We start from the raw sequence: 19455 nt of genomic DNA, 5'->3' as shown, positions 1-19455 counted from the left end.
TAAAAATGACACATTCCAGTAATGTTTTGTAACTTGATTGAAACTAAAAAACACAAGCAAATGCAGAAGACTTTTCTTGAGAAAATTACTCCGCATGCTTGTGCTTTTCTTAACCTTTAAATTACAACAGTTCACCAAATTTGTGGATATAATATTTTTTAACTACCGTAACCAGTGTTAAATAAGCTAAAACTGTTACGATTAACCAAACCCAATAACTACCTGGTAATGGCATCAAACCTAGCTCTGCACCAAAACTTGTGAATGGTAAAACAGAACCAACAGCAATGCCTAACGTAGTAATTGCTGTCATAGCAAAGGTTGCGTTGCTTTGGATAAATGGTAATTTTGGTGTGCGTAACGCATGTAATACTAACGTTTGTGACCAAAGTGATTCCACAAACCAACCTGCATGGAACAACGCAATAAATGCTACTTGTTGTGTGCCATTCAACGTGTGGAAATCTCCTCCAATAACCGCTGGACAAATAACAAAGTACATCAATAAATACGTTGTAATATCAAAGACAGAACTTGTTGGACCAAAATACACCATAAACTTGCCAATACTTGAAGCTTCCCATTTTTTAGGTTTTACTAAATATTCTGGATCCATTTTATCCCATGGTAAGGAAATGCAAGACACATCATAAATCAAATTCAAGAATAAAATTTGTAAAGGCAACATTGGCAAGAATGGCAAAAAGGTGCTGGCTATCAAAACGGAAAACATGTTTCCAAAGTTTGAACTAGCTGTCGCTTTGATATATTTCATGATATTTCCGAATGTTTCCCGACCTGCTAATAGTCCACGCTCTAAAATCATCAAATCTTTTTCTAATAAGATGACATCTGCTGATTCTTTTGCAATATCGACAGCTGTATCAACCGAAATACCGATATCGGCCACTTTCATCGCAGGAGCATCATTGATTCCATCTCCCAAGAACCCAACTGTGTGTCCATTATTTCTAAGAGCTGTTGTTAGGCGTGCTTTTTGTTGTGGATTTAGTTTTACAAAAACATCATTTTCATCAACAACCTGTGAAAGTTGGTGATCATCCATAGAAGCAATTTTTTCTCCGGTGATTAGCTCATCGATTTCTAAGCCAACTTGACGACAAACAGAACGTGTTACTAATTCGTTATCTCCAGTCAACACTTTAACAGCCACTCCGTGATCTTTCAATGCTTGCAATGCTTGTTTCGTTGTTTCTTTTGGTGGATCAAGGAACGCTAAGTAACCAATCAACACCATGTCTGATTCATCTTTGACTGAGAATTCTTCAACTACACTAGGATTTGTTTTTTGGGCTACACCAATTACACGTAATCCATCTTCATTAAGCGCTGTTACCTTTTCTAAAACTTCCTGTTTTCTTTCCTTCGTTAAAGGTGTAACTTCTCCTTCTAAGTCAATAAACTTAGAAATGCTCAACATTTCTTCAATCGCGCCTTTGGTAATCATTTGTGTCTTGCCTGTCACATCTTCTACGACGACACTCATGCGACGACGTTCAAAATCAAATGGAATCTCATCTATTTTTCTGTAACGCGTGTTGGTTGTATCAAGGGTTTCTTCAGCTTCGTCAATAATCGCGACATCAAGTAAATTTTTCAAACCTGTTTGATAATAACTGTTTAAATACGCATGGCGTAATACCCGATCGTCTTCAGCGCCTTCACAATTCATGTGGTATTCTAAGATAATTTTATCTTGAGTTAACGTTCCTGTTTTATCAGTACATAAAACATCAATTGCGCCAAAGTTTTGAATCGCACTCAAATTTTTGATAACTGTCCCTTTTTTTGCCATCACACTAGCGCCTTTAACCAAGTTCGTCGTAACAATCATTGGTAACATTTCTGGCGTTAGACCGACTGCAACAGACAATCCAAATAAGAAAGCTTCTAGCCAATCTCCTTTAGTTAATCCATTAATGACAATCACTGTGGGTGCCATCAAAGCCATGAACTTGATCAATAACATAGATGTTTTATGGATACCTAATTCAAAGTTGGATTTAATTGGTTTTTCAGATAACGTTTGTGCTACATGACCAAACAAAGTTTGATTTCCCACAGCTACGATAATTCCTGTGGCACTTCCGCTAATTACATTACTTCCCATAAACGCTAGGTTTTCATAGCTTGTTTCATTCTTATTCCCATCTATCGCAACTACGGCATTCTTTTCAACAGGATAGCTTTCACCTGTCAAAGCTGCTTGAGAAATAAATAAATCTTTTGCAGAAAGCAATCGCATATCTGCCGGAATCATATCGCCTGCAGATAATCGAACCAAGTCACCACAGACGATTTCTTCCATTGGAATCTCTTCGTATTTGCCTTGACGTTTTACTGCAGCGGTCACTTTTACTAATGATTTTAATTTTTCAGCTGCTTGATTTGAACGAACTGATTGAATCAAAGTCATTGTGCCACTCACAATTACCATACTAAAAATAATAATTACACCGAATAGATCCTTCTCACCTGGAGCTGGTAGTAAATATTCTGTAATAAACGAAATAATCCCTAAAGCAATCAATACTAAGGTAAATGGTGTAATATAAGCCTTCAACACTTCAATTAAAAAAGGTGTTTTCTTTCCATATGAAATCGTGTTATCTCCATAGACTTCTTTTGATTGTTCGATTTGTTCTGTGCTCATTCCTTTTTCACTGCTATGGAACAAGTCAAATAATGCGCGTTCGCTTTTTTGTGCAAAATTTGCATATAATTTTTGCGTATCTTTCTTTTTTTCCATTGTATTCTCTCCCTTGTATCAGAAAAACAAACTTTTACAATTTTGTTTTTCGTATTTTTCGGGTCAAGAGAGAAGCATTTTTACATAAGTGGGCTGAAAACAGATAGATAATAGTTTCAGCAAACTTTTACTTTTCTCTAATCCCCTCGGTTTCGGTAAACTGTCATCCATTTGTTCTCATCTCCTTTATGCTTTCATAAATCTGTTCTTTTTCCTTACAAAAATTCACTCGTACTTGTCGCATCAATGTCCCAACAAAAATCAGCTCCCTTACTTTGCCGGATTACTAAAATTTAAACTGTTAGGTTGGCAACAAAAAAACCTTCCACCAAAAACTCAGCGAAAGGTTGAAATAAGCACAGCAAAAAGAAGCTATTTCGATCTCATCGTTGAGTTTTGACACTATACAACGTAAAAAGCAAATATCTCTGCCTTTAGCTACCTTATGAAAAGCCTTAGATCGACAATTCCTGTTCTACCCATTGGCGTCTCTCGACATTTTTGGGCAGTAGCCTGTGTTTGTATAGGAGCCTCACCTAACAAATCTTATTTAGTTTTCCAGTGGTTACTGTAACAACGATTTACAGAAATGTCAAATCTATTTCTCAAATTTTTCCTTTCCCCCTAAATAAAGCGTATTCATTTTTTAATTTATTTAACAAAAAAATGTTTTTTCGAATTTCATTTGTCATAAAAGCTTTCCATTACTATAATAAAATTATAGTAATGGACAAAAGGAGTGATCTTTATGGAACACACGCTTGTGATTATCAAACCAGATGGTGTCCGTCGACATCTAATTGGCCGCATTATTCAACGATTTGAAGAAAAAGGGTTAACAATCGTTGACATGAAACTAGCAACAATGACTCCAGAACTTGCCAAAGAACACTATCAACACTTAGCTGGTCGTAGCTTTTTTCAAGAGTTAATCGACTACATGATCTCTGGACCTGTTGTTTATCTTGTACTAGAGGGCGATGATGTCATTGATATCGTCCGGAAAATGGTTGGCGCAACCAAGGCTGTGGATGCACTGCCCGGAACGATTCGCGGAGATTTTGCAGTTCCTGGAACAGCAAACATTATCCATGCTTCTGATTCTCGTGATGCTTCAAAAAATGAGATTGCTCGATTCTTCCCACCAACACATTATCAATATGAACAGGAAGCTGTGCTAGAAAGCAGCAGTTTACCATCTTAAAACACGCTATCAAAAGCTAGGATATTCTACTTCTAGCTTTTTTTATTTTTCCACAACTAACTGCTGATTGGCGTCATTCAACAATGCTTTTTCTCCAATAAAAATCCATTAAAATGACTTCTCAAAATAATCTATGTAAGTAACATTTTCTTAAATAATTGCGCCCTCCTACAGTTAGTCGATCATTCGTTCTTCTGATAACTTGAACCTATTGTAAAATATAAAGTACAATTTTGAGTGCCTGTTCACTATCTTCTCTGGGCTAAGTATTTTGCATCACAACCTTCTTCTAGATGTCCTCAAAATAATTCATAACTGTCCAAAAACATGAAAAGCTATTTTTGTCAGTTGCTCATTATTTTTTTGAGCTGATCGCTTGAAGCCACAACCTCTATTCACGGTGTTCCCTAGCAACTCCTTCGGCAATAAGTCCTCTTTTCATAAAAATATGAGAAACTATTTTTAGAAAAGCATCCTTATTGCTTGAAGCTGACCGCTTGGAGCCACAACCTTTTTTATGGCAAAAGCACACGAAATTGCTCTTCCAACTGCCTACGTTGCTCTCTCCCCAAGCTATACTCCAAAACAGAAAACAGTTGATTGCATTCATCCTCATCAATCAACTCACCCAATCCAACAAGAATCAGTTGTTTTTGATAATTCATCATTAATGTTTCGTAAATAATTAAGTTCTTAGCTTTGGCTGCAAGGCTTCTTGCTAAATCATCATTGACATTTCGCGCTTTTTTAAATCGTTTTTTCGCAATGTAATGCGTAGTCAAATTTAACAAAAACAAATCCATATACTGATCAGGATTATTTGTCAGAGAAAAATTCCGCATTCTTTTCTTGATTTTCACATAATTACTTTCGATGAAAGACTCGCTAAATAAAAAGGGTAATTCAGCTAGAATCGTCATCTCAAATTGGCTGTATTCTTGTATTCGCATAAAGTAATCCTCAATTTTTTTACATTCATAGCGTAAAAATTCAAACTGTAGTTCTTTTTGGAGTTGACTATCTGTTTTTAAAAACATGTGGATATTCAAAACTAAGTAATATAAATCTCCTGTTTGCTTGAACCGTTTTCGATTGTTCCCTACTTCCTTGTACGGATCAAAATTTTCTTCTTGTACCTTACTAAGCAGGCGTCTGGTTCTTTTGCTTTTTGTTGGTTCTTCCAATCTATGTCGCAACACTTCATACTCTGCCAAAGAAACGTTTAGGCGAACCAAGATTGCTTGTAATGTCGTAAATGCGATTTTTCTCACTGTTCCTTTTTCCAGACCTACTAATGATGTCTTTGAACAAATCCCCTCCGCTAACTCAGCTTGAGTTAATTTTTTACTGATCCGAAGGCTCCTAATCAATCTCCCGTCATGCATCGCTTTGTTCCTCCTCAAATTATTATTCTGTCGGTTAAATGAATGACCAACAGGTTTAGCAATTTTTCTAGTGCGTATAATGAAAAAATCACTAGGTTCACTATTTACATACGTAAAAAAGGAAAAAAATATCAAAACATAAAAAAAACTTCTGAAAAACAAAAATTTGTTTTTCAGAAGTTTAAAGTAGCTGATTCAATTCCCAGTAGAATCTGTAATTTTTGGATATAGGTTCTTAGTCGTTTTATTTCCATTTTTTGAATAAACACTGGTTGAAGCTTTTCCTTTTTGCTGTTCAATTGTTTCATTTTTTTCTGCTTCTTTTTGATAATCAATTTTTTGTGGATCAACTGTTGTAAATCCATCTGGCACATAAAAACGTAATAAGTTTTCTTGATTCAATTTATCTGACAAGCTTAAAGCTTTCTTCACTTTGTCTTGATCTTTCGTGATTTCTTTTTGAATACCCAGAGCTTCAGTATCTAGAATTTGCCCTGATTTATTATCATACGTTTTATTCCCCAAAACAGTGTAATTTGGAGTAACAAAATTACCATTTCTAAAAGCAACTACTTGGTCATGTTTAGCAGACAATAAATCTGTTCCAAAATGAACATAATTTTTATCATCTACACCGACCAAATGAAGTAGCGTTGGCAAAACATCAATCTCGCCACCATATGCGTGACTGACTTTCCCGTTTGTGTATCCAGGAATGTGAAGCATCAATGGCACTCGTTGCATCTGTGCATCATCGAATTCGCTCCAAGTCTTCTCATCTTTGCCTAATACTGTAGCTAAATCTTTGTTATCTGAATTTGAAATCCCAAAATGATCACCATAAATAACAAACATTGAATTTTGATAAATACCTGAGGCTTTCAAATAAGTGAAAAATTGTTCCAATGATTGGTCAAGATAATGGGCTGTTCGCACATAATTATCAACTGTACTGTTACCAGTATTTAAACCTGGAAAATCAAAATTCTTATCATCAGTATAATAAGGCGTGTGATTGGTTACAGATAAGAATTTTGTATAAAACGGCTGTTGCAAATGTTCAAGATAGCCGACTGATTCACTGAATAAATTTTTGTCTAAAATACCATAGCCTAAAGTTTCGTCCGCTTCTTCAAAGTAAGAACGGTCAAAGAAATTATCATAACCCAAGTTTTTGTACACATGATCTCGATTCCAAAAACTAGCAACATTTCCGTGGAACACGGCACTTGTGTAGCCTTGGCTTTGCTTTAAAATAGCTGGTGCAGCTTGAAAAACATTATCAGAACCTAGTTCAGTAAATAACGACCCTTGTGGTAACCCAAATGTGCCCGTTTCTAGCATATTTTCAGCATCACTCGTTTTTCCTTGGCCTACTTCATGAAAGAAATTATCAAAACTAATTGTTGCTTGATTATCAAAAATACTATTAAGAAAAGGTGTCACTTCTTGACCATCAACCTTCATATTGATCAAAAATTGTTGAAAGCTTTCCAAATGGAGCACAATAACATTTTTCCCTTTTGCTATTCCAAACATACTTTTATCTGGTTCTGCGTAATGCTCTTTCGTATAATCTAAGACCTCAGTGATTCCGTTGCTACTTGCATGCGCGCGAACACTGCTTGTCATTCCCGTTTTGATGCCATCGTAAATCGTATATGCATCAATCCCTAGATACTTCACAATATAAGAACGATCGAAAGTTCTTTGTAACAGTTGAGGACGGTTCGCTTCACTCAACGCTAAGTTTCCAGAAAAAATAAACACAGCCAAACAACTTATTGCAATCGCCATTGGTTTCTTAACTGGTTGACTTTTAATGGGTACATTTTTGACAATTCCCCAAATTAGCAAACCAAGAAAGACCAGAATATCCAACCAATATAAAATATCATGAGGTTTCATTAAAGAAAACGAACTTCCTGACAGTCCTTGTGACACTTTCGAAAAACCTAAAACTGATTTAACTGTAATAAAATCAGTAAATTCTCGATAAAAAATAATATTGCAATATAAAAGAGCGGTATTCAAAATATCTAAAAACAATAGTAGAAATAGTGCTGGCTTTGTTTTTTTTACATACAAAGATAGTCCAAATAATAACAGCGTCGTTGCAACTGGATTAATCCATAAGATAAATGTTTGGATGATTCCCTCGACACCCAAGGAAAAATCAATATAGTAGGCTAAAAGAGTTTTTAACCAAAAAAATACACCTGCCAAAATAACAATAAACAAACGATTTTGACACCACGTTTTGATTGGAGTCACGATTATCACTTCTCTCTATTCGCTTTTGTCGTACATTTTGAACTTAAAAAATGAGAATAAGCTAAAAGACTATTTTTTTTAATAAATTTTTATATTTTAAGATAGTTTAACAAAAGCGACTGTATCACCTTTATCTGCCGAAATAAAGCCACATTTTTCATAAAAATGACGTATAGCTGGCGCCTCTTCCGTCAGTAATACTTTTTGACGAACTGCTTGATATTTCAACAAAATTTGCTGCATCAGTTCAAACCCGATTCCTTGATTTTGAACTACTTTTTTGACTAAGATATCTTGAATATAAATAATCGTTAGCCCATCGCCCACAACACGAATCAACCCAACTAGTTCGTCCTCTTTCCACGCAGTGATAACGGATAAGGAATGTTGAACGGCTTGCTGTAGTTGCTCGATATCTTTCGTATAGGCTGTCCAGCCAGCGTCTTCATATAACCCTAATAATTGCTGTTGTGTTAGTTTTTTCGTTGCACGATAAGAAATCATTTTCTCCCTCTTTTCCAAAAAAAAGCTGTGACAGTTGTCACAACTTTTCTTTTCACTATTTTTTGATCACTGGCTCGTCCCAGAAAGATGACTACTTGTGGATGAACTTTCAGACGAATTTGTTGCCGGTGGTACAGTCGTTGAGCCAGTTGTTTTTTTCGGATGACTGGAATCACTTGTTTTCGTTGGCGTATTTGTCTTTTTCCATTCCGCTAAGCGACTGGCCACGACTTTTTTATCTACTTTGTCAGAGTACCCTTTTGTTACTTTTCCATTTTTTAATCGGGCTAGCTTCTCTCCCGAATTTGATAACAGTAAAACGGTCAGTCGTTTATCTTTAAATTGATATTGTCTCAAGGAAATCGCACTTAAAACATCGTCGATATTTGTAAACTGGTTGTCTTCTTTTCCTTTTGGTAAATAAATCACTAATTCGCCTTGATCATAGTCGGCTTCAAATTTATAGTCCTCCCACCAATAAGTTGAGAATTCTTTTCTAAATTTATCTACTGATTCTTTGCTTGCAACGATTTTTTCCGTTTTTGTATGAACTATTTCTGTTGTGATTCGTCCAGAAATCGTTACAGATAGAATAAGCAAAAGGAAAAAACCAATTAACCAAAAGAGAAGAACAGGACGCTTCTTTCTCATACCTTCTTCCACTCCTATTTGAATTTACCTGTTCTATTATATACAAAAAATGAAATCTAAAGGTAAAAAACCTGTAAAAAAACAATAAATAACTAGCTGCTTTTTTTAATAAACAAACTATCGTTGAAAAGACAACTTGACTATAAAATTTCATAGTAATCAATAACACTTTTTTCTAGCGAAAAAAAACTGTGCTTAAATCTTTACGTGATTTAAACACAGTTTTTATTTTATTTTTGATGATCTGAGTAAAATTTAAAAAATTTTGCTCGCGCTAATTACGCATCAAATCCATTTTGGTCAGAAACTTGCTTGAACCAATGACCTGATTTTTTAATTGTACGCTCACCATCTTTAGCTAAATTAACTGAAATAAAACCATAACGATTTTTATAAGCGTTCGTCCAAGACCAGTTATCCATGCATGTCCACATATGATACCCTAAACAATTGGCTCCTTCTTGAATTGCTTGATGCACATATTTCAAGTGATCTGTTACAAATTCAATTCGATAGTCATCGTGAATCATCCCATCTTCTTGAATAAATCTTGCTTCATCTTCAACACCCATTCCGTTTTCAGAGATGAAACAGTCAATATTTCCGTAATTGTCACGAACGTTGATCAAGATATCATAAATCCCTTTTTCATAGATTTCCCATCCACGGTAAGGATTCATCTTTCTGCCAGGCATTTCATAGTTATCAAAGAAGTCTTCAGGCATTGGCGAAAGAGCTTTGTCAATTGGTGTTTCCTTTGCTTTGATTCGACGTGGTTGGTAATAATTGATTCCTAAAATATCAACCGTATTTTCTTTGATGATTTCCTTGTCACCCTCTTTGATTTCAGGTAACAAATCTAAGCCTTTTAATACCTCAATCAGTTCTTTCGGAAACTCGCCCTTAACTGCTGGATCAAGGAATGAGCGATTAAAGAACGCATCTGCTAATTTTGCTGCCTTGACATCTTCCGGGTTATTTTCATCACGTGGATAACTAGGTGTTAAATTCAAAATAATCCCAATTTTTCCAGATAAGTCTAGAGAATGATATGCTTTGATTGCAAGCGCAGACGACAAAGCTTCGTGATATCCAACTTGAACAGCATGTTTCATATTTGCTTCTTCTGGATAGTGCCAACGATACAAGTAACCAGCTTCAACAGGAACGATTGGTTCGTTATGAGTAAACCATTTTTTGATTTTTTGTCCAAATAGTTCAAAGCAAATCGTTGCATAGCGTTCATAAGCTTCAACTGTTTCACGATTTAACCAGCCACCTTTTTCTTGAAGGTACATTGGCATGTCAAAGTGATACAAATTTACAAACGGTTCGATACCATTTTCGATTAATTCGTCAAAATAACTATTATAAAAATCAACCGCTTTTTGATTTACTTCACCAGATTCATCTGGTAACAAACGACTCCATTGAATCGATGTACGGAAAGAATTATGTCCAGTTTGTTTCATTAACTGTACATCTTCTTTGTACTTGGTATAAACTTGTGATGTTTTACCTGGACCTACTTCATCAAAAAATTTTTCTGGCTCTTGTGCATACCAATAATCAAAAATATTATCACCTTTGCCATCATTTGCTACGCGTCCTTCTGTTTGTGGGCCGCTTGCTGCTGAACCCCACCAGAAATTTTCAGGAAATTGATACTTTGTCATCTTCTCGTCCTCTTTTTTAGTTATTTTGTTTCATTCCATAAATTTTATTTTCTAAAAGAATCGTTTGACCACTTGTATGCTGGTTTTCCATTCTTTCAATCAAACGTTTCCCACACAATTCACCAATTGTCACAGCGGGTTGTTGAATGATGATTCGTTCAGGAAGTACCGTCTGTAACTCATCTAAGTAGTCGTAGTGCGCAAAATAAATCTCTTGATCAATTTGTTGATCACTTTTGTTAAAATATTCTAGTGCTCCAATAGACATGTTATAGTTACAAACAAATAAAGCTGTTATGTTTTTGGCTAATAATTCTTTCGCACCATAAAAGCCACTCAATCGTGAGTAATCACCCGTGTAAACGTCAATAATTATTTCTTTTTCGCTGTATTTCTTGGCTTCCAATGCCCCGGCTAATCGCTCTCTAGCCACATATTCTGTTTGTGGCGCTGCGATAACACCAATTGACTGATGTCCCATCGCAATCATCTGCTCAATCGTTTCGCGGACACTTTTGCGATCATTAACCAAAATCGAATCGACATTTTCCAACCGATTAGGCGTATTTAAAGAAATGATCGGAATCGTTAGCTCTACTAATTTTTCCATTCCTGGCCAAGTTTCATCTGCTTCAAAAAGAATCAGTCCATCAATTGAGTGCGAAAGTAGATAGTCGATTTTTTGCGAAACTAATTGCGCTTCACCATTAAAACAACTTAAAAATAAACTATACCCGTTTGCTTCCATCAATGCTTCAATACTTGCTACGATATCCGCACTTAGTCGACTCGACAAATTATTCATTAACAGTCCGACTGAAAAGCTTCGATTATTCTTTAACCCTTTAGCAATAATATTTTCTTTGTAATTCAGTTGATTGATTGCCGTAGCGATTTTTTCCATATTGGCTACTTTTAGTGTTTGACCATTCAGGTAACTTGAGACGCTACCTGTAGAAACGCCCGCTAATTTGGCTACTTCACGAATTGAACTCAACTTGTTCACCTCTTTTTTTAGTGAAGTATCTTTAGTTGCTCACCGATTTTTGAACCGGTTCAAAAATAATATAACAAACACTTTTCCAAGTTGCAACTACTTTTTAAGCGTTTTCCTTAAAAAGATTTTTACAATCCTTAGTTTCCTGTTGTTCATTCAAATGGTATAATTTCTTTATCCTATTAGACGGAGGCAGGATTTTGAAGAAACTATTAGCTATATTTACTCTAGGACTGGTACTTTTTACCTTAACTGGCTGTAATATGCTGGGTGGATCAAACCAATCAACAAACGAAACCACCGAATCTTCTACGCTTAAAGCAGAAAAAACTGATATTTCAAATAGTGTTTATTCTTTGAAAATGCGTAAGAACATGAATTTAGTTAGTGGGAAAATTACGTTTACCGATGATAAGATGGAATGGTTGCGTACCTATAACGAAGACAGTACGACTTCTTCTGAGACCAGTGAGAACATTACCTTAACTTCCATTAAAATTGACACAAAAGGTGACAGTTATACAATTACTGGAATGACAGACAAAAAAGAAGTTTCCGTTGTCTTTACTAAAATTGGTAACTATCAGATAAAAGATGAAGATGGTAACGTTTATAGTATTTAAACAATTGTGATCCAGTACATGATTTGAGACTAGGACAAAACGAAAAATCCAGTCGTTCTTCACACGTTTTTCAATTTAAAAAAGCCTAAAATCAACGTTTTCAAAAACGAATTTTAGGCTTTTTTTCTATTTAAGCTCCTTTTGCCCCAGTCCTTTTTTTATGTAATAAACAAAAAGACTCAGAACACGTTAAATTCTCTTAATTTTTCTCCCTATTTTCTTTTTTTCTGTTATATTGGGAAAGTTAGATTGGTTACTAAGGAGAAAAAAATGAATATATTTGATAGTCATGACTATTGTACATGCACCAGCAATAAAAACATCCATACGGAATTTAGCGATCAAGGAAGTTTAAGCATTTGTGATAACTGCCATAAACTGATTCAAGATTCGTTTAAATCCTTTGATGCTTATGTTACAGATAACATTCAAGCAGTGAGCAGTAAGCCACATTAATTGCATTAAAAGGCGCCGTGATTTTCTCACGACGCCTTTTTTATTTATCCTAATTCTTGCCCTTTTGCTAAGTTGTTATCTGTGTAATAACTTCCAGCAGGCGCTTTTTCTAATTCAACTAATTTTTGCTTAATTTGTTCAATTACTTCTTTCGCATGATCTGGTTCTTCGACAAAGTCAAATTGATCCCCATCAATTTGGATTTTTGGACAAACATCAAAGTTTTCATACCATTGATCATAACGTTCATTCAATTGTTGATAATAATTGTACAATGTTTCATCGCTTTCTAATTGTTCATAATCACGACCACGTTTTTTGATTCGGCTTAGCATCGTGTCTAAAGAAACTTTGATATGAACCATTAGATCAGGACGTTTTTTAGGCGCCACATCATCTAACTCATTTAACATCGTATCTAATAAATTATCATACTGCTGTACTTCGATATCCGTCACACGACCAAGATCTGCATTTAGATGAAACAATAAACTATCTTCATAAATTGAACGATCAAGAACATTATCATCATTGATCAATGCGTTTTTCATCGCTAAAAATCGTTTGTTCAAAAAGAAGATTTGTAATAAAAATGCATACTGTTCTGGATTTGAATAAAAAAGTGGTAATACTTCATTATCCTCTACACTTTCATAAAATGGTTTTGAACGGATCTCTGTTGCAAGCATATCTGTTAAGCTACTCTTTCCTGCGCCAATCGTTCCTGAAATTAAAATCACTGACATACAACCCTTCCTTTTCTATAAATACTCACCAATATATGCATGTTTCGGCATTTTTTCAAAATCATATTGCTGAATTTCTCTATCATTTTTTAAATAAGCATGAAGACTTTCTGTAACCATCAAATTCACTGGTACTGTCTCTTCTTGGAAAATAATTATTGGTTTGTTCAACATTGTCGCAACACCTAGCTCATATGCGGTGCCAGGATCAATCGTTTGATTTTCAAAATCCAAAATAGCTACTACAGCTTGCGCATCGGTTACTTCCGTCATATCTCGTTGATACACTTCTTGTGCCCAGCCTGCGCTAAACATTTCATAATCGCTCTCTTGGTGATGTCGTGGCGAATAGAAAGTCGAAACGGTAGTATTGTCTTCTAATGCTTGCTCGATTCGTTGAATACGTTCAACTTGTTCCTCTGAAAAAAATGGTCCTGCTAAATAAATTTGGCTCATCAATAAATCTCCTTCACTAAAGGACGATTTTCTTGATGCGTCCCTTTTAATAAATCAACTAATTTTAATGGGTTATTTGAAAAAACAACTTGATCAAGCCATTTCTCATCCATAAACCCTTCTTTGGCAAAATTCTTCAACAACTGCTCCAGTCCTGTATAATACCCACCAATATCCAGAATCCCAATTGGTTTTTCTGGCACTAATCCGATCGCAATCCATGAAAGTAGCTGAGAAAACTCTTCTAATGTACCCAAACCTCCTGGAAACACTAAGACAGCATCGCCTTCACTAAATAATAATTCTTTACGCTCATCAATTGTTTCTGTTGCAATGAACGTCGTTACTTCTTCAGCTGGCGTTTCTGCTTCAAATAAACCAGTTGGATAGATTCCAGTAACTTTTCCTTCATTTTCGAGCACAGTTTGGCTGATGATCCCCATGATTCCAGCATTTGAACCACCATAAACGAGCTCTATTTCTTCTTGTGCTATATATTTTCCTAACGTTTGGGCAATAAATTTGTAGCTTTCTTTTTCGCCAAAACGGGAACCGCAAAAAACAGTTAATTTCAAAAAAACACTTCCTCACTTTAAAATCTATCTTCATTCTACTCGTGTTTTTTTAAAAGAAAAGACTAGATTTTGTGCATTTTTAGTGGTATACAATAAAAAAACACTATATATAGTGATTTACCCCTAAAACTTTTATTTCTTATTTTTTCATGAAAAATCAAGAAAAATAACAGATACCTAAATAATTGAAATGACTTTCTTTCCCATTGGCTTATTTATTATCTTATGTGAAAGAATAACACATTTTTTTCAACCGTTTGTTCATTCGCTTCTTCAACTTGGTTCAAACATTTTCTTCATTTTTTCCAAAAATTTTTTTATTTGTTATGTTTCACTAAGTAAGAATGTTTCGCGAAACACAAAAAAGAGGTTGGAAAATTTTCCAGACCTCTTTCATCTTTTCTTCGCAAAATGAACTACACATTCTTTTTTTTCAAATCCATTTTTATTTTGCTTTTTACTATCGTTGGATCATCGGATTAGTAAAAATATCACTCGCATCATCACTACTAGAAGAAAATTCTGTCACCACGGCGCCAGTCTCCCCTGCTTGAAACCAATGTTTGATATTTGGTTCAATCGTATACTGATCACCTGGTCGTAAAACAATCTCTTTCCTCACTGTATAAGTTGCTTGATTATTTTCAGGTAATTCGCATGATAGGACTTCAGGTTCCTCTCCTTCAACATACAAATAGACGATTCCTTTTCGACACCGAAACGTTTCTCTTTTACCAAGATCATTTTTTCTTGGTGGGTGTCGATGTTCAGGACATGTTTGATAGGGTAGCAAAGCTAGTTCTTTTCCACAATAGCGTTCATTGTTTTCATATACAAATAAGTTCAGTCCTTCGACCTCGATAGCACCTAAGCCAAAATCAACAAATTCAATGGTCTCTAGTTCTTCATCTGTAAAAATCATTCCTGAATCCAAAAATAGCTGTTTTACTTTTGTTTGATAGTCCATGACTGTTCTCCTCAATTGATTGTTAGATCATCCCAAGAAATTTCTTCTTCTGCTTTTTCGACCACAACAACTTCTGCATTTGGATCTACACGTTTCTTCAAAACTAAAATCGTTACAGCCGTTGCAAACGAACCAATCATTAATGCACCTATGAATGCCCAAGGTCTGGTCATCGTAGCAACAGCAAACATCCCTGAAGCAGGAATATGGCTGTCTGCTCCCCACAACATACTTAGTCCGCCGCCAATTCCACCGCCAACACCAGTAGCAATAACATTGCGGACCAAGTCATTCAATACAATAGGAAAACAGCCTTCGGTGATTTGACAAATGCCCATCGGAAACGCAGTTTTTAGCGTTTCGATTTCTTGACGATTAAAAATTTCTTTTTGAATGATCTTTCCTAGGAAAAATGCCATCGTCAAACCAAAAGGCGTTACCATTGATGCCAAAATCAGTACAGTGACCGGTTCATAGATTCCCTCTGAGAATAAAGCAAAGACAAAAGCAAAGACAACTTTATTGATTGCTCCCCCGTAATCAATCGCAGAAAGCACACCAATTACTGCACCGTATAAAAAGAGTGAAGAAGTATCCAATCCAGTCAAATAGTTCGTAATCAAGTTTGTAAACCAATTGATTGGCGTCCCAATTACATAGTACATGACCAGCCCGGCAATCAATGAACTAAGAAACGGTAAAACCAGAGTCGGCATCAAACCTTCCATCCATTTAGGTACTTTGATTCCAGCTGTTAAGAGAACCACGATGATCCCCGAAACGTACCCACCAAGCATTCCCCCTAGAAACCCTGCGCCAATTCCTTTTGCAACCATCCCAATAATTAAACCAGGAGCAATCCCCGGCTTGTCGGCAATGGAGTAAGAAATCGCACAAGAAACAATCATTGGCAACAAACCTAATCCATAATTTCCCATTGAAGTCAACGTATCTGCAAATGCGAATCCCTCAGAAAAAGTCTCAATTGCAACACCATCTAACATGTTTCCAATTGCTAATAAAAAACCTGAAGCAACAACGATTGGTAAAAAGAATGAAATTGCAGTCATCAAATGTTTTTTGATGCCTAAAGTCTTGATTTTATCCATTTTGTCCTCCTGAAATTTATTTGAGCATTTCTTCTAGCTTTTCCATCAATTTATTTGGTGATTTAACAACCAAGCTTGTAGGCACGTCCACGATACGTTTTCCCGTAAATCGACTACGCCCGCTAACTTTGATATCCGCAGCAATCAATACCATATCAGCAGCTTGAATATCGCTGGATAATAAAGCATCTTGCGTACCAGCTAGGCCTTGTGTTTCCACATGGATCTCATGTCCGCGTGCCTTAGCAGCTTGAAGTAGTTTTTCTTGGGCGATGTAAGTATGCGCAATTCCCGCTGTACATGCAGCAATTCCAACAATCTTCATGGATTGATCTCCTCCTATTTCGATGTAGTGTAGTATTTTGCCTTATCGTCAGCTTTAAATAAATGAATTTTTTGTAACGCAACTTCTTTTGTCGCTTCCATACATGGTGGGAACAGCACATTTGGTTCACGAATTTCCAGATTTCCTTCATTTAAGACTTCACGTAGTTTTTCTGCGAAAACAATTTTGATATCGCTAGAAATATTGATTTTATTGACACCCATCACTACAGCTTTTGAAATTTCATCATCCGGATTGCTTGAGCCACCATGCAAAACCAATGGGACATCAGTCAGATATTCAATCTCTTCTAAAATATCTAAGCGCAACTCTGGATCAACATCTTTTGGATAAATCCCATGCGCTGTTCCGATTGCCACAGCTAAGCTATCGACACCCGTTTCTTCAATAAACTTCTGCGCAACTTTTGGGTCCGTATAAATAATTTCGCTAACGCCACCTTCAACTGTGTTCCCTGTGTCACCAATCGTTCCTAACTCTGCTTCGACCGAGACGCCCACTGCATGGGCTGCTTCTACGACTTTTTGAGAAATTGCGATATTTTCTTTAAAAGAATGATGAGACGCATCAATCATTACAGACGTAAACCCTAATTGGATCGCGTGAATAACCTGCTCAAAATTTGCTCCATGGTCTAAATGAATACAAACGGGAATCGTTACTTTTTCTGCTAAATATTTAACTTGTGAAACAAAACTATCTGTTAAAAAACGTAGTTCCTCTGGGTGAATCGCAATCATAACTGGCGCTTTTGCTTCCTCACACGCCTCCATCACTGCATTCAATAACTGACCTGAACCTGCATTGAATGCTGGTACTGCGAACCCTTTTTCTTTTGCCACTGCTAAAATTTCTTTTCCTGTTACTAACATATTAATCGACACTCCTTTTTTATTGGTTAATCATTAATTGATATAAAGCTTCAACTGTATCTACTTCTTTTAATTCATGAATAAATTCATTATCTGCAAGCAAAGTTGCAATTTTTTGTAATAGCCGCAGATGTTTAAGATTGGCATCTTCCGCTTTTACTGCAAATAAAAGAACAACTTTGACATCTTGATCATCGAGCGTTTCCCAAGGAATTGGTTGTGCTAAAGTAGCGATGAGAATTACGGTTTGATTCACGGTAGTGGACTTACCATGCGGTATCGCAATTCCCTGTCCGATACCAGTTGCGCCTTCTGATTCTCGCTGATAGACATCTGTTAAAAATATTTCTGAGCTTGCTACGTACCCTTTGCGTTCTAATAAATCGGCTAGTTCTTTCAGAATCTGGCCTTTGGTCGTTGCTTTCGAATCTACAACAAGTAAGTCTTTATGAATAATTTCCTGAATATCAAGTGCTTCCAACCAATCATCCTCCTAAAAAAAATAGACCTGACTCATTCCAAACATTGGAATGGGTCAAGCCTGCCAGACAGTAACTCCCCTAGTTATCCTATTGATATCTTTTGGTACATACATTCCACATTCTTTGGTTCGACGAGATCACCGACCTTCTTACCAAATCCAATTCCTCGTCGAATGAGTACCCACTCTCCCTTCTTTGATCTTGCAACGACTGCATTATGATTCAATATCAAAATCACTTGCACCTGCATGCCTCCTTTTTATGACAGAAACAGCCACATTGAAATGTGCCTTCATAAATTAATACGCGGACTTTATTTCAAACGATGAAAAAAGGCAATAAAATCACAAAAAATCTTCGCTCCTACAATTATGTAGCACAAACGATGCCACTTTTTAGTAGTTTTTGTCTCTTACGCGTATTTTAAGACAAAAGAAAAGGTATCGAACACAATCTGTCCAATACCTTTCAGCATAGCAAATAAACCGAATACATCCTCTAGAAAATTTCTCTAAAAAACTAGATTTATACTTCCAGATTCGTTACAATGAACGAGGTTGATGCATTGCGTTGACTATGGCAAACTTGATTGGTCCGTTTGGTTGACTGATTCAAGGCCTCAGCATTTGGCTGCCACCATTTGCTGAGGTGCCTTTTTTATTTGGCTGTTTCTATCTGCCACTTATGATACTGATAGCGTATCCAGTAGTCAAGAAAAACATAAAAACTACAAAAAACTGGGGTGTTTTTTTACCAAAAATGCGTAAATTATTTTTTTCAATAAACATTGAATGTCCAAGCTTTGTAAATAGTATAGAATAATCTAATTATAGATATCTTTGTTATAAAAAAGAAATAACTAACCCTTCAACTGATTGAGAGGTTAGTTATTTTTTGCTTAGTCTTCAACTTTTTCAAATAATCCTCGGCTGATCATTCCATCCATCAAGAAGTAAAACTTATCTTGACTCATTTTTTGCTTAGGATCTTTAAAAATATTCACGGCTTTCAGACCGTTAGCTGTGGTAATCGACATTTTTACTGTTTGGATATCCTTTGATACGGTTACCTTTAACTTAAAACCTTCTTTACTTTGTGGAGTTGCATCTAAAGGGCGGATCAATTGGTAATTTCCCCCATTTGTTTCAATAAAGCCATTATCTCTCAGTGTATATCGTTTTGCGCTTGGCGCTAAACGATAACTAGTTTCTGCACCAAGAACTGTCGCTGTTTTTTCAAATGCCACGTTCTTCACCTCGATAAAATTATTTTCTATCTTAATTATAAAAGTTTCCAATTTAATTTACTAGCTTCTTTGGCAAAAGTTTTATAAAAGCATAAAGAAAAAAGGACGGGCAAACG

Annotated in this window: 20 protein-coding genes and 1 riboswitch; of the genes, 3 read left to right on the top strand and 17 right to left on the bottom strand. The window is 35.8% G+C overall.

Annotation, left to right across the window (positions count from 1 at the left end; all coding sequences use genetic code 11):
- Window positions 1-121: 121 nt before the first annotated feature.
- Entirely contained in the window at window positions 122-2770 is a 2649-nt protein-coding gene (gene mgtA, locus AB3I20_RS11460) for a magnesium-translocating P-type ATPase (protein WP_368027388.1), read from the bottom strand.
- Window positions 2771-3144: 374 nt separating this feature from the next.
- Window positions 3145-3321: riboswitch (M-box (ykoK) riboswitch) on the bottom strand.
- A gap of 197 nt (window positions 3322-3518) precedes the next feature.
- On the opposite strand from mgtA, the gene ndk reads away from it, so the two are divergent.
- Entirely contained in the window at window positions 3519-3974 is a 456-nt protein-coding gene (gene ndk / locus AB3I20_RS11455) for a nucleoside-diphosphate kinase (protein WP_067485251.1), read from the top strand.
- 515 nt (window positions 3975-4489) lie between these two features.
- On the opposite strand, the gene AB3I20_RS11450 is transcribed toward ndk, so the two are convergent.
- The 6 genes from AB3I20_RS11450 to AB3I20_RS11425 all read right to left on the bottom strand — a co-directional run bounded on the left by AB3I20_RS11450 (window position 4490) and on the right by AB3I20_RS11425 (window position 11461).
- Complete coding sequence (locus AB3I20_RS11450; protein WP_368027387.1) at window positions 4490-5359, bottom strand: helix-turn-helix domain-containing protein; 870 nt, start codon at window positions 5357-5359, stop codon at window positions 4490-4492.
- Between the two features lie 195 nt (window positions 5360-5554).
- A complete protein-coding gene (locus tag AB3I20_RS11445; RefSeq protein ID WP_368027386.1) occupies window positions 5555-7633 on the bottom strand; it encodes an LTA synthase family protein in 2079 nt (692 codons plus the stop codon).
- A 96-nt stretch (window positions 7634-7729) separates the two neighbouring features.
- Entirely contained in the window at window positions 7730-8137 is a 408-nt protein-coding gene (locus AB3I20_RS11440; protein WP_071868787.1) for a GNAT family N-acetyltransferase, read from the bottom strand.
- A 66-nt stretch (window positions 8138-8203) separates the two neighbouring features.
- Window positions 8204-8788 carry a hypothetical protein gene (locus AB3I20_RS11435; protein ID WP_270492795.1) on the bottom strand — a complete coding sequence of 195 codons (585 nt, stop codon included), beginning with the start codon at window positions 8786-8788 and terminating at the stop codon, window positions 8204-8206.
- A 278-nt stretch (window positions 8789-9066) separates the two neighbouring features.
- On the bottom strand, window positions 9067-10464 hold the full coding sequence (locus AB3I20_RS11430) for a glycoside hydrolase family 1 protein (RefSeq protein ID WP_270346341.1): 1398 nt from the start codon (window positions 10462-10464) through the stop codon (window positions 9067-9069).
- 16 nt (window positions 10465-10480) lie between these two features.
- The gene (locus tag AB3I20_RS11425; RefSeq protein WP_368027385.1) at window positions 10481-11461 is read right to left on the bottom strand and encodes a LacI family DNA-binding transcriptional regulator; all 981 of its coding nucleotides are present in this window, start codon (window positions 11459-11461) and stop codon (window positions 10481-10483) included.
- A gap of 200 nt (window positions 11462-11661) precedes the next feature.
- Between AB3I20_RS11425 and AB3I20_RS11420 the strand changes: the two genes are divergently transcribed.
- Window positions 11662-12084: a hypothetical protein gene (locus tag AB3I20_RS11420; protein ID WP_368027384.1), complete on the top strand. Its 423-nt coding sequence runs from the start codon at window positions 11662-11664 to the stop codon at window positions 12082-12084.
- A 276-nt stretch (window positions 12085-12360) separates the two neighbouring features.
- Window positions 12361-12540 carry a hypothetical protein gene (locus tag AB3I20_RS11415; protein ID WP_172843738.1) on the top strand — a complete coding sequence of 60 codons (180 nt, stop codon included), beginning with the start codon at window positions 12361-12363 and terminating at the stop codon, window positions 12538-12540.
- Between the two features lie 44 nt (window positions 12541-12584).
- Here AB3I20_RS11415 and AB3I20_RS11410 read toward each other — a convergent pair whose 3' ends face one another.
- From AB3I20_RS11410 to AB3I20_RS11365, 10 genes are all read right to left on the bottom strand, one after another.
- Window positions 12585-13286, bottom strand: coding sequence for a deoxynucleoside kinase (locus tag AB3I20_RS11410; protein ID WP_067485276.1), 702 nt, complete (start codon window positions 13284-13286; stop codon window positions 12585-12587).
- Between the two features lie 15 nt (window positions 13287-13301).
- The gene (locus tag AB3I20_RS11405) at window positions 13302-13742 is read right to left on the bottom strand and encodes a nucleoside 2-deoxyribosyltransferase (protein WP_071868781.1); all 441 of its coding nucleotides are present in this window, start codon (window positions 13740-13742) and stop codon (window positions 13302-13304) included.
- The gene (locus AB3I20_RS11400; RefSeq protein ID WP_071868780.1) at window positions 13742-14317 is read right to left on the bottom strand and encodes a TIGR00730 family Rossman fold protein; all 576 of its coding nucleotides are present in this window, start codon (window positions 14315-14317) and stop codon (window positions 13742-13744) included. The genes AB3I20_RS11405 and AB3I20_RS11400 overlap by 1 nt, the downstream gene beginning before the upstream one ends.
- 460 nt (window positions 14318-14777) lie before the next feature.
- Complete coding sequence (locus tag AB3I20_RS11395; protein WP_067485285.1) at window positions 14778-15284, bottom strand: D-lyxose/D-mannose family sugar isomerase; 507 nt, start codon at window positions 15282-15284, stop codon at window positions 14778-14780.
- Window positions 15285-15295: 11 nt separating this feature from the next.
- Window positions 15296-16393: a PTS fructose transporter subunit IIC gene (locus tag AB3I20_RS11390; protein ID WP_067485287.1), complete on the bottom strand. Its 1098-nt coding sequence runs from the start codon at window positions 16391-16393 to the stop codon at window positions 15296-15298.
- Between the two features lie 16 nt (window positions 16394-16409).
- Window positions 16410-16718: a PTS fructose transporter subunit IIB gene (locus tag AB3I20_RS11385; protein WP_067485290.1), complete on the bottom strand. Its 309-nt coding sequence runs from the start codon at window positions 16716-16718 to the stop codon at window positions 16410-16412.
- A gap of 14 nt (window positions 16719-16732) precedes the next feature.
- A complete protein-coding gene (locus AB3I20_RS11380; RefSeq protein WP_218658083.1) occupies window positions 16733-17611 on the bottom strand; it encodes a ketose-bisphosphate aldolase in 879 nt (292 codons plus the stop codon).
- A gap of 19 nt (window positions 17612-17630) precedes the next feature.
- Window positions 17631-18092 (bottom strand): PTS sugar transporter subunit IIA, encoded by a 462-nt coding sequence (locus tag AB3I20_RS11375; protein ID WP_231885468.1) that lies wholly within the window; start codon window positions 18090-18092, stop codon window positions 17631-17633.
- 83 nt (window positions 18093-18175) lie between these two features.
- Window positions 18176-18343, bottom strand: a complete 168-nt coding sequence (locus AB3I20_RS11370) for a CAT RNA binding domain-containing protein (RefSeq protein ID WP_231885469.1) — start codon at window positions 18341-18343, stop codon at window positions 18176-18178.
- Window positions 18344-18991: 648 nt separating this feature from the next.
- On the bottom strand, window positions 18992-19339 hold the full coding sequence (locus AB3I20_RS11365) for a DUF1831 domain-containing protein (RefSeq protein ID WP_067485296.1): 348 nt from the start codon (window positions 19337-19339) through the stop codon (window positions 18992-18994).
- Window positions 19340-19455 lie beyond the last annotated feature (116 nt).

It is taken from the genome of Enterococcus sp. C50 (assembly GCF_040887505.1).
Taxonomy (GTDB): domain Bacteria; phylum Bacillota; class Bacilli; order Lactobacillales; family Enterococcaceae; genus Enterococcus_B; species Enterococcus_B thailandicus.
The sequence above is the reverse complement of the archived record's forward strand: the minus strand, read 5'-3'. Positions and strand labels throughout refer to the sequence as shown.

What these genes read in the sequence shown, in the direction of transcription:
- mgtA (WP_368027388.1), bottom strand. Translation starts at nt 2,770, where the DNA reads ATGGAAAAAAAGAAAGATACGCAAAAATTATATGCAAATTTTGCACAA.
- ndk (WP_067485251.1), top strand. Translation starts at nt 3,519, where the DNA reads ATGGAACACACGCTTGTGATTATCAAACCAGATGGTGTCCGTCGACAT.
- AB3I20_RS11450 (WP_368027387.1), bottom strand. Translation starts at nt 5,359, where the DNA reads ATGCATGACGGGAGATTGATTAGGAGCCTTCGGATCAGTAAAAAATTA.
- AB3I20_RS11440 (WP_071868787.1), bottom strand. Translation starts at nt 8,137, where the DNA reads ATGATTTCTTATCGTGCAACGAAAAAACTAACACAACAGCAATTATTA.
- AB3I20_RS11435 (WP_270492795.1), bottom strand. Translation starts at nt 8,788, where the DNA reads ATGAGAAAGAAGCGTCCTGTTCTTCTCTTTTGGTTAATTGGTTTTTTC.
- AB3I20_RS11430 (WP_270346341.1), bottom strand. Translation starts at nt 10,464, where the DNA reads ATGACAAAGTATCAATTTCCTGAAAATTTCTGGTGGGGTTCAGCAGCA.
- AB3I20_RS11410 (WP_067485276.1), bottom strand. Translation starts at nt 13,286, where the DNA reads ATGTCAGTGATTTTAATTTCAGGAACGATTGGCGCAGGAAAGAGTAGC.
- AB3I20_RS11405 (WP_071868781.1), bottom strand. Translation starts at nt 13,742, where the DNA reads ATGAGCCAAATTTATTTAGCAGGACCATTTTTTTCAGAGGAACAAGTT.
- AB3I20_RS11395 (WP_067485285.1), bottom strand. Translation starts at nt 15,284, where the DNA reads ATGGACTATCAAACAAAAGTAAAACAGCTATTTTTGGATTCAGGAATG.
- AB3I20_RS11390 (WP_067485287.1), bottom strand. Translation starts at nt 16,393, where the DNA reads ATGGATAAAATCAAGACTTTAGGCATCAAAAAACATTTGATGACTGCA.
- AB3I20_RS11385 (WP_067485290.1), bottom strand. Translation starts at nt 16,718, where the DNA reads ATGAAGATTGTTGGAATTGCTGCATGTACAGCGGGAATTGCGCATACT.
- AB3I20_RS11380 (WP_218658083.1), bottom strand. Translation starts at nt 17,611, where the DNA reads ATGTTAGTAACAGGAAAAGAAATTTTAGCAGTGGCAAAAGAAAAAGGG.
- AB3I20_RS11370 (WP_231885469.1), bottom strand. Translation starts at nt 18,343, where the DNA reads ATGCAGGTGCAAGTGATTTTGATATTGAATCATAATGCAGTCGTTGCA.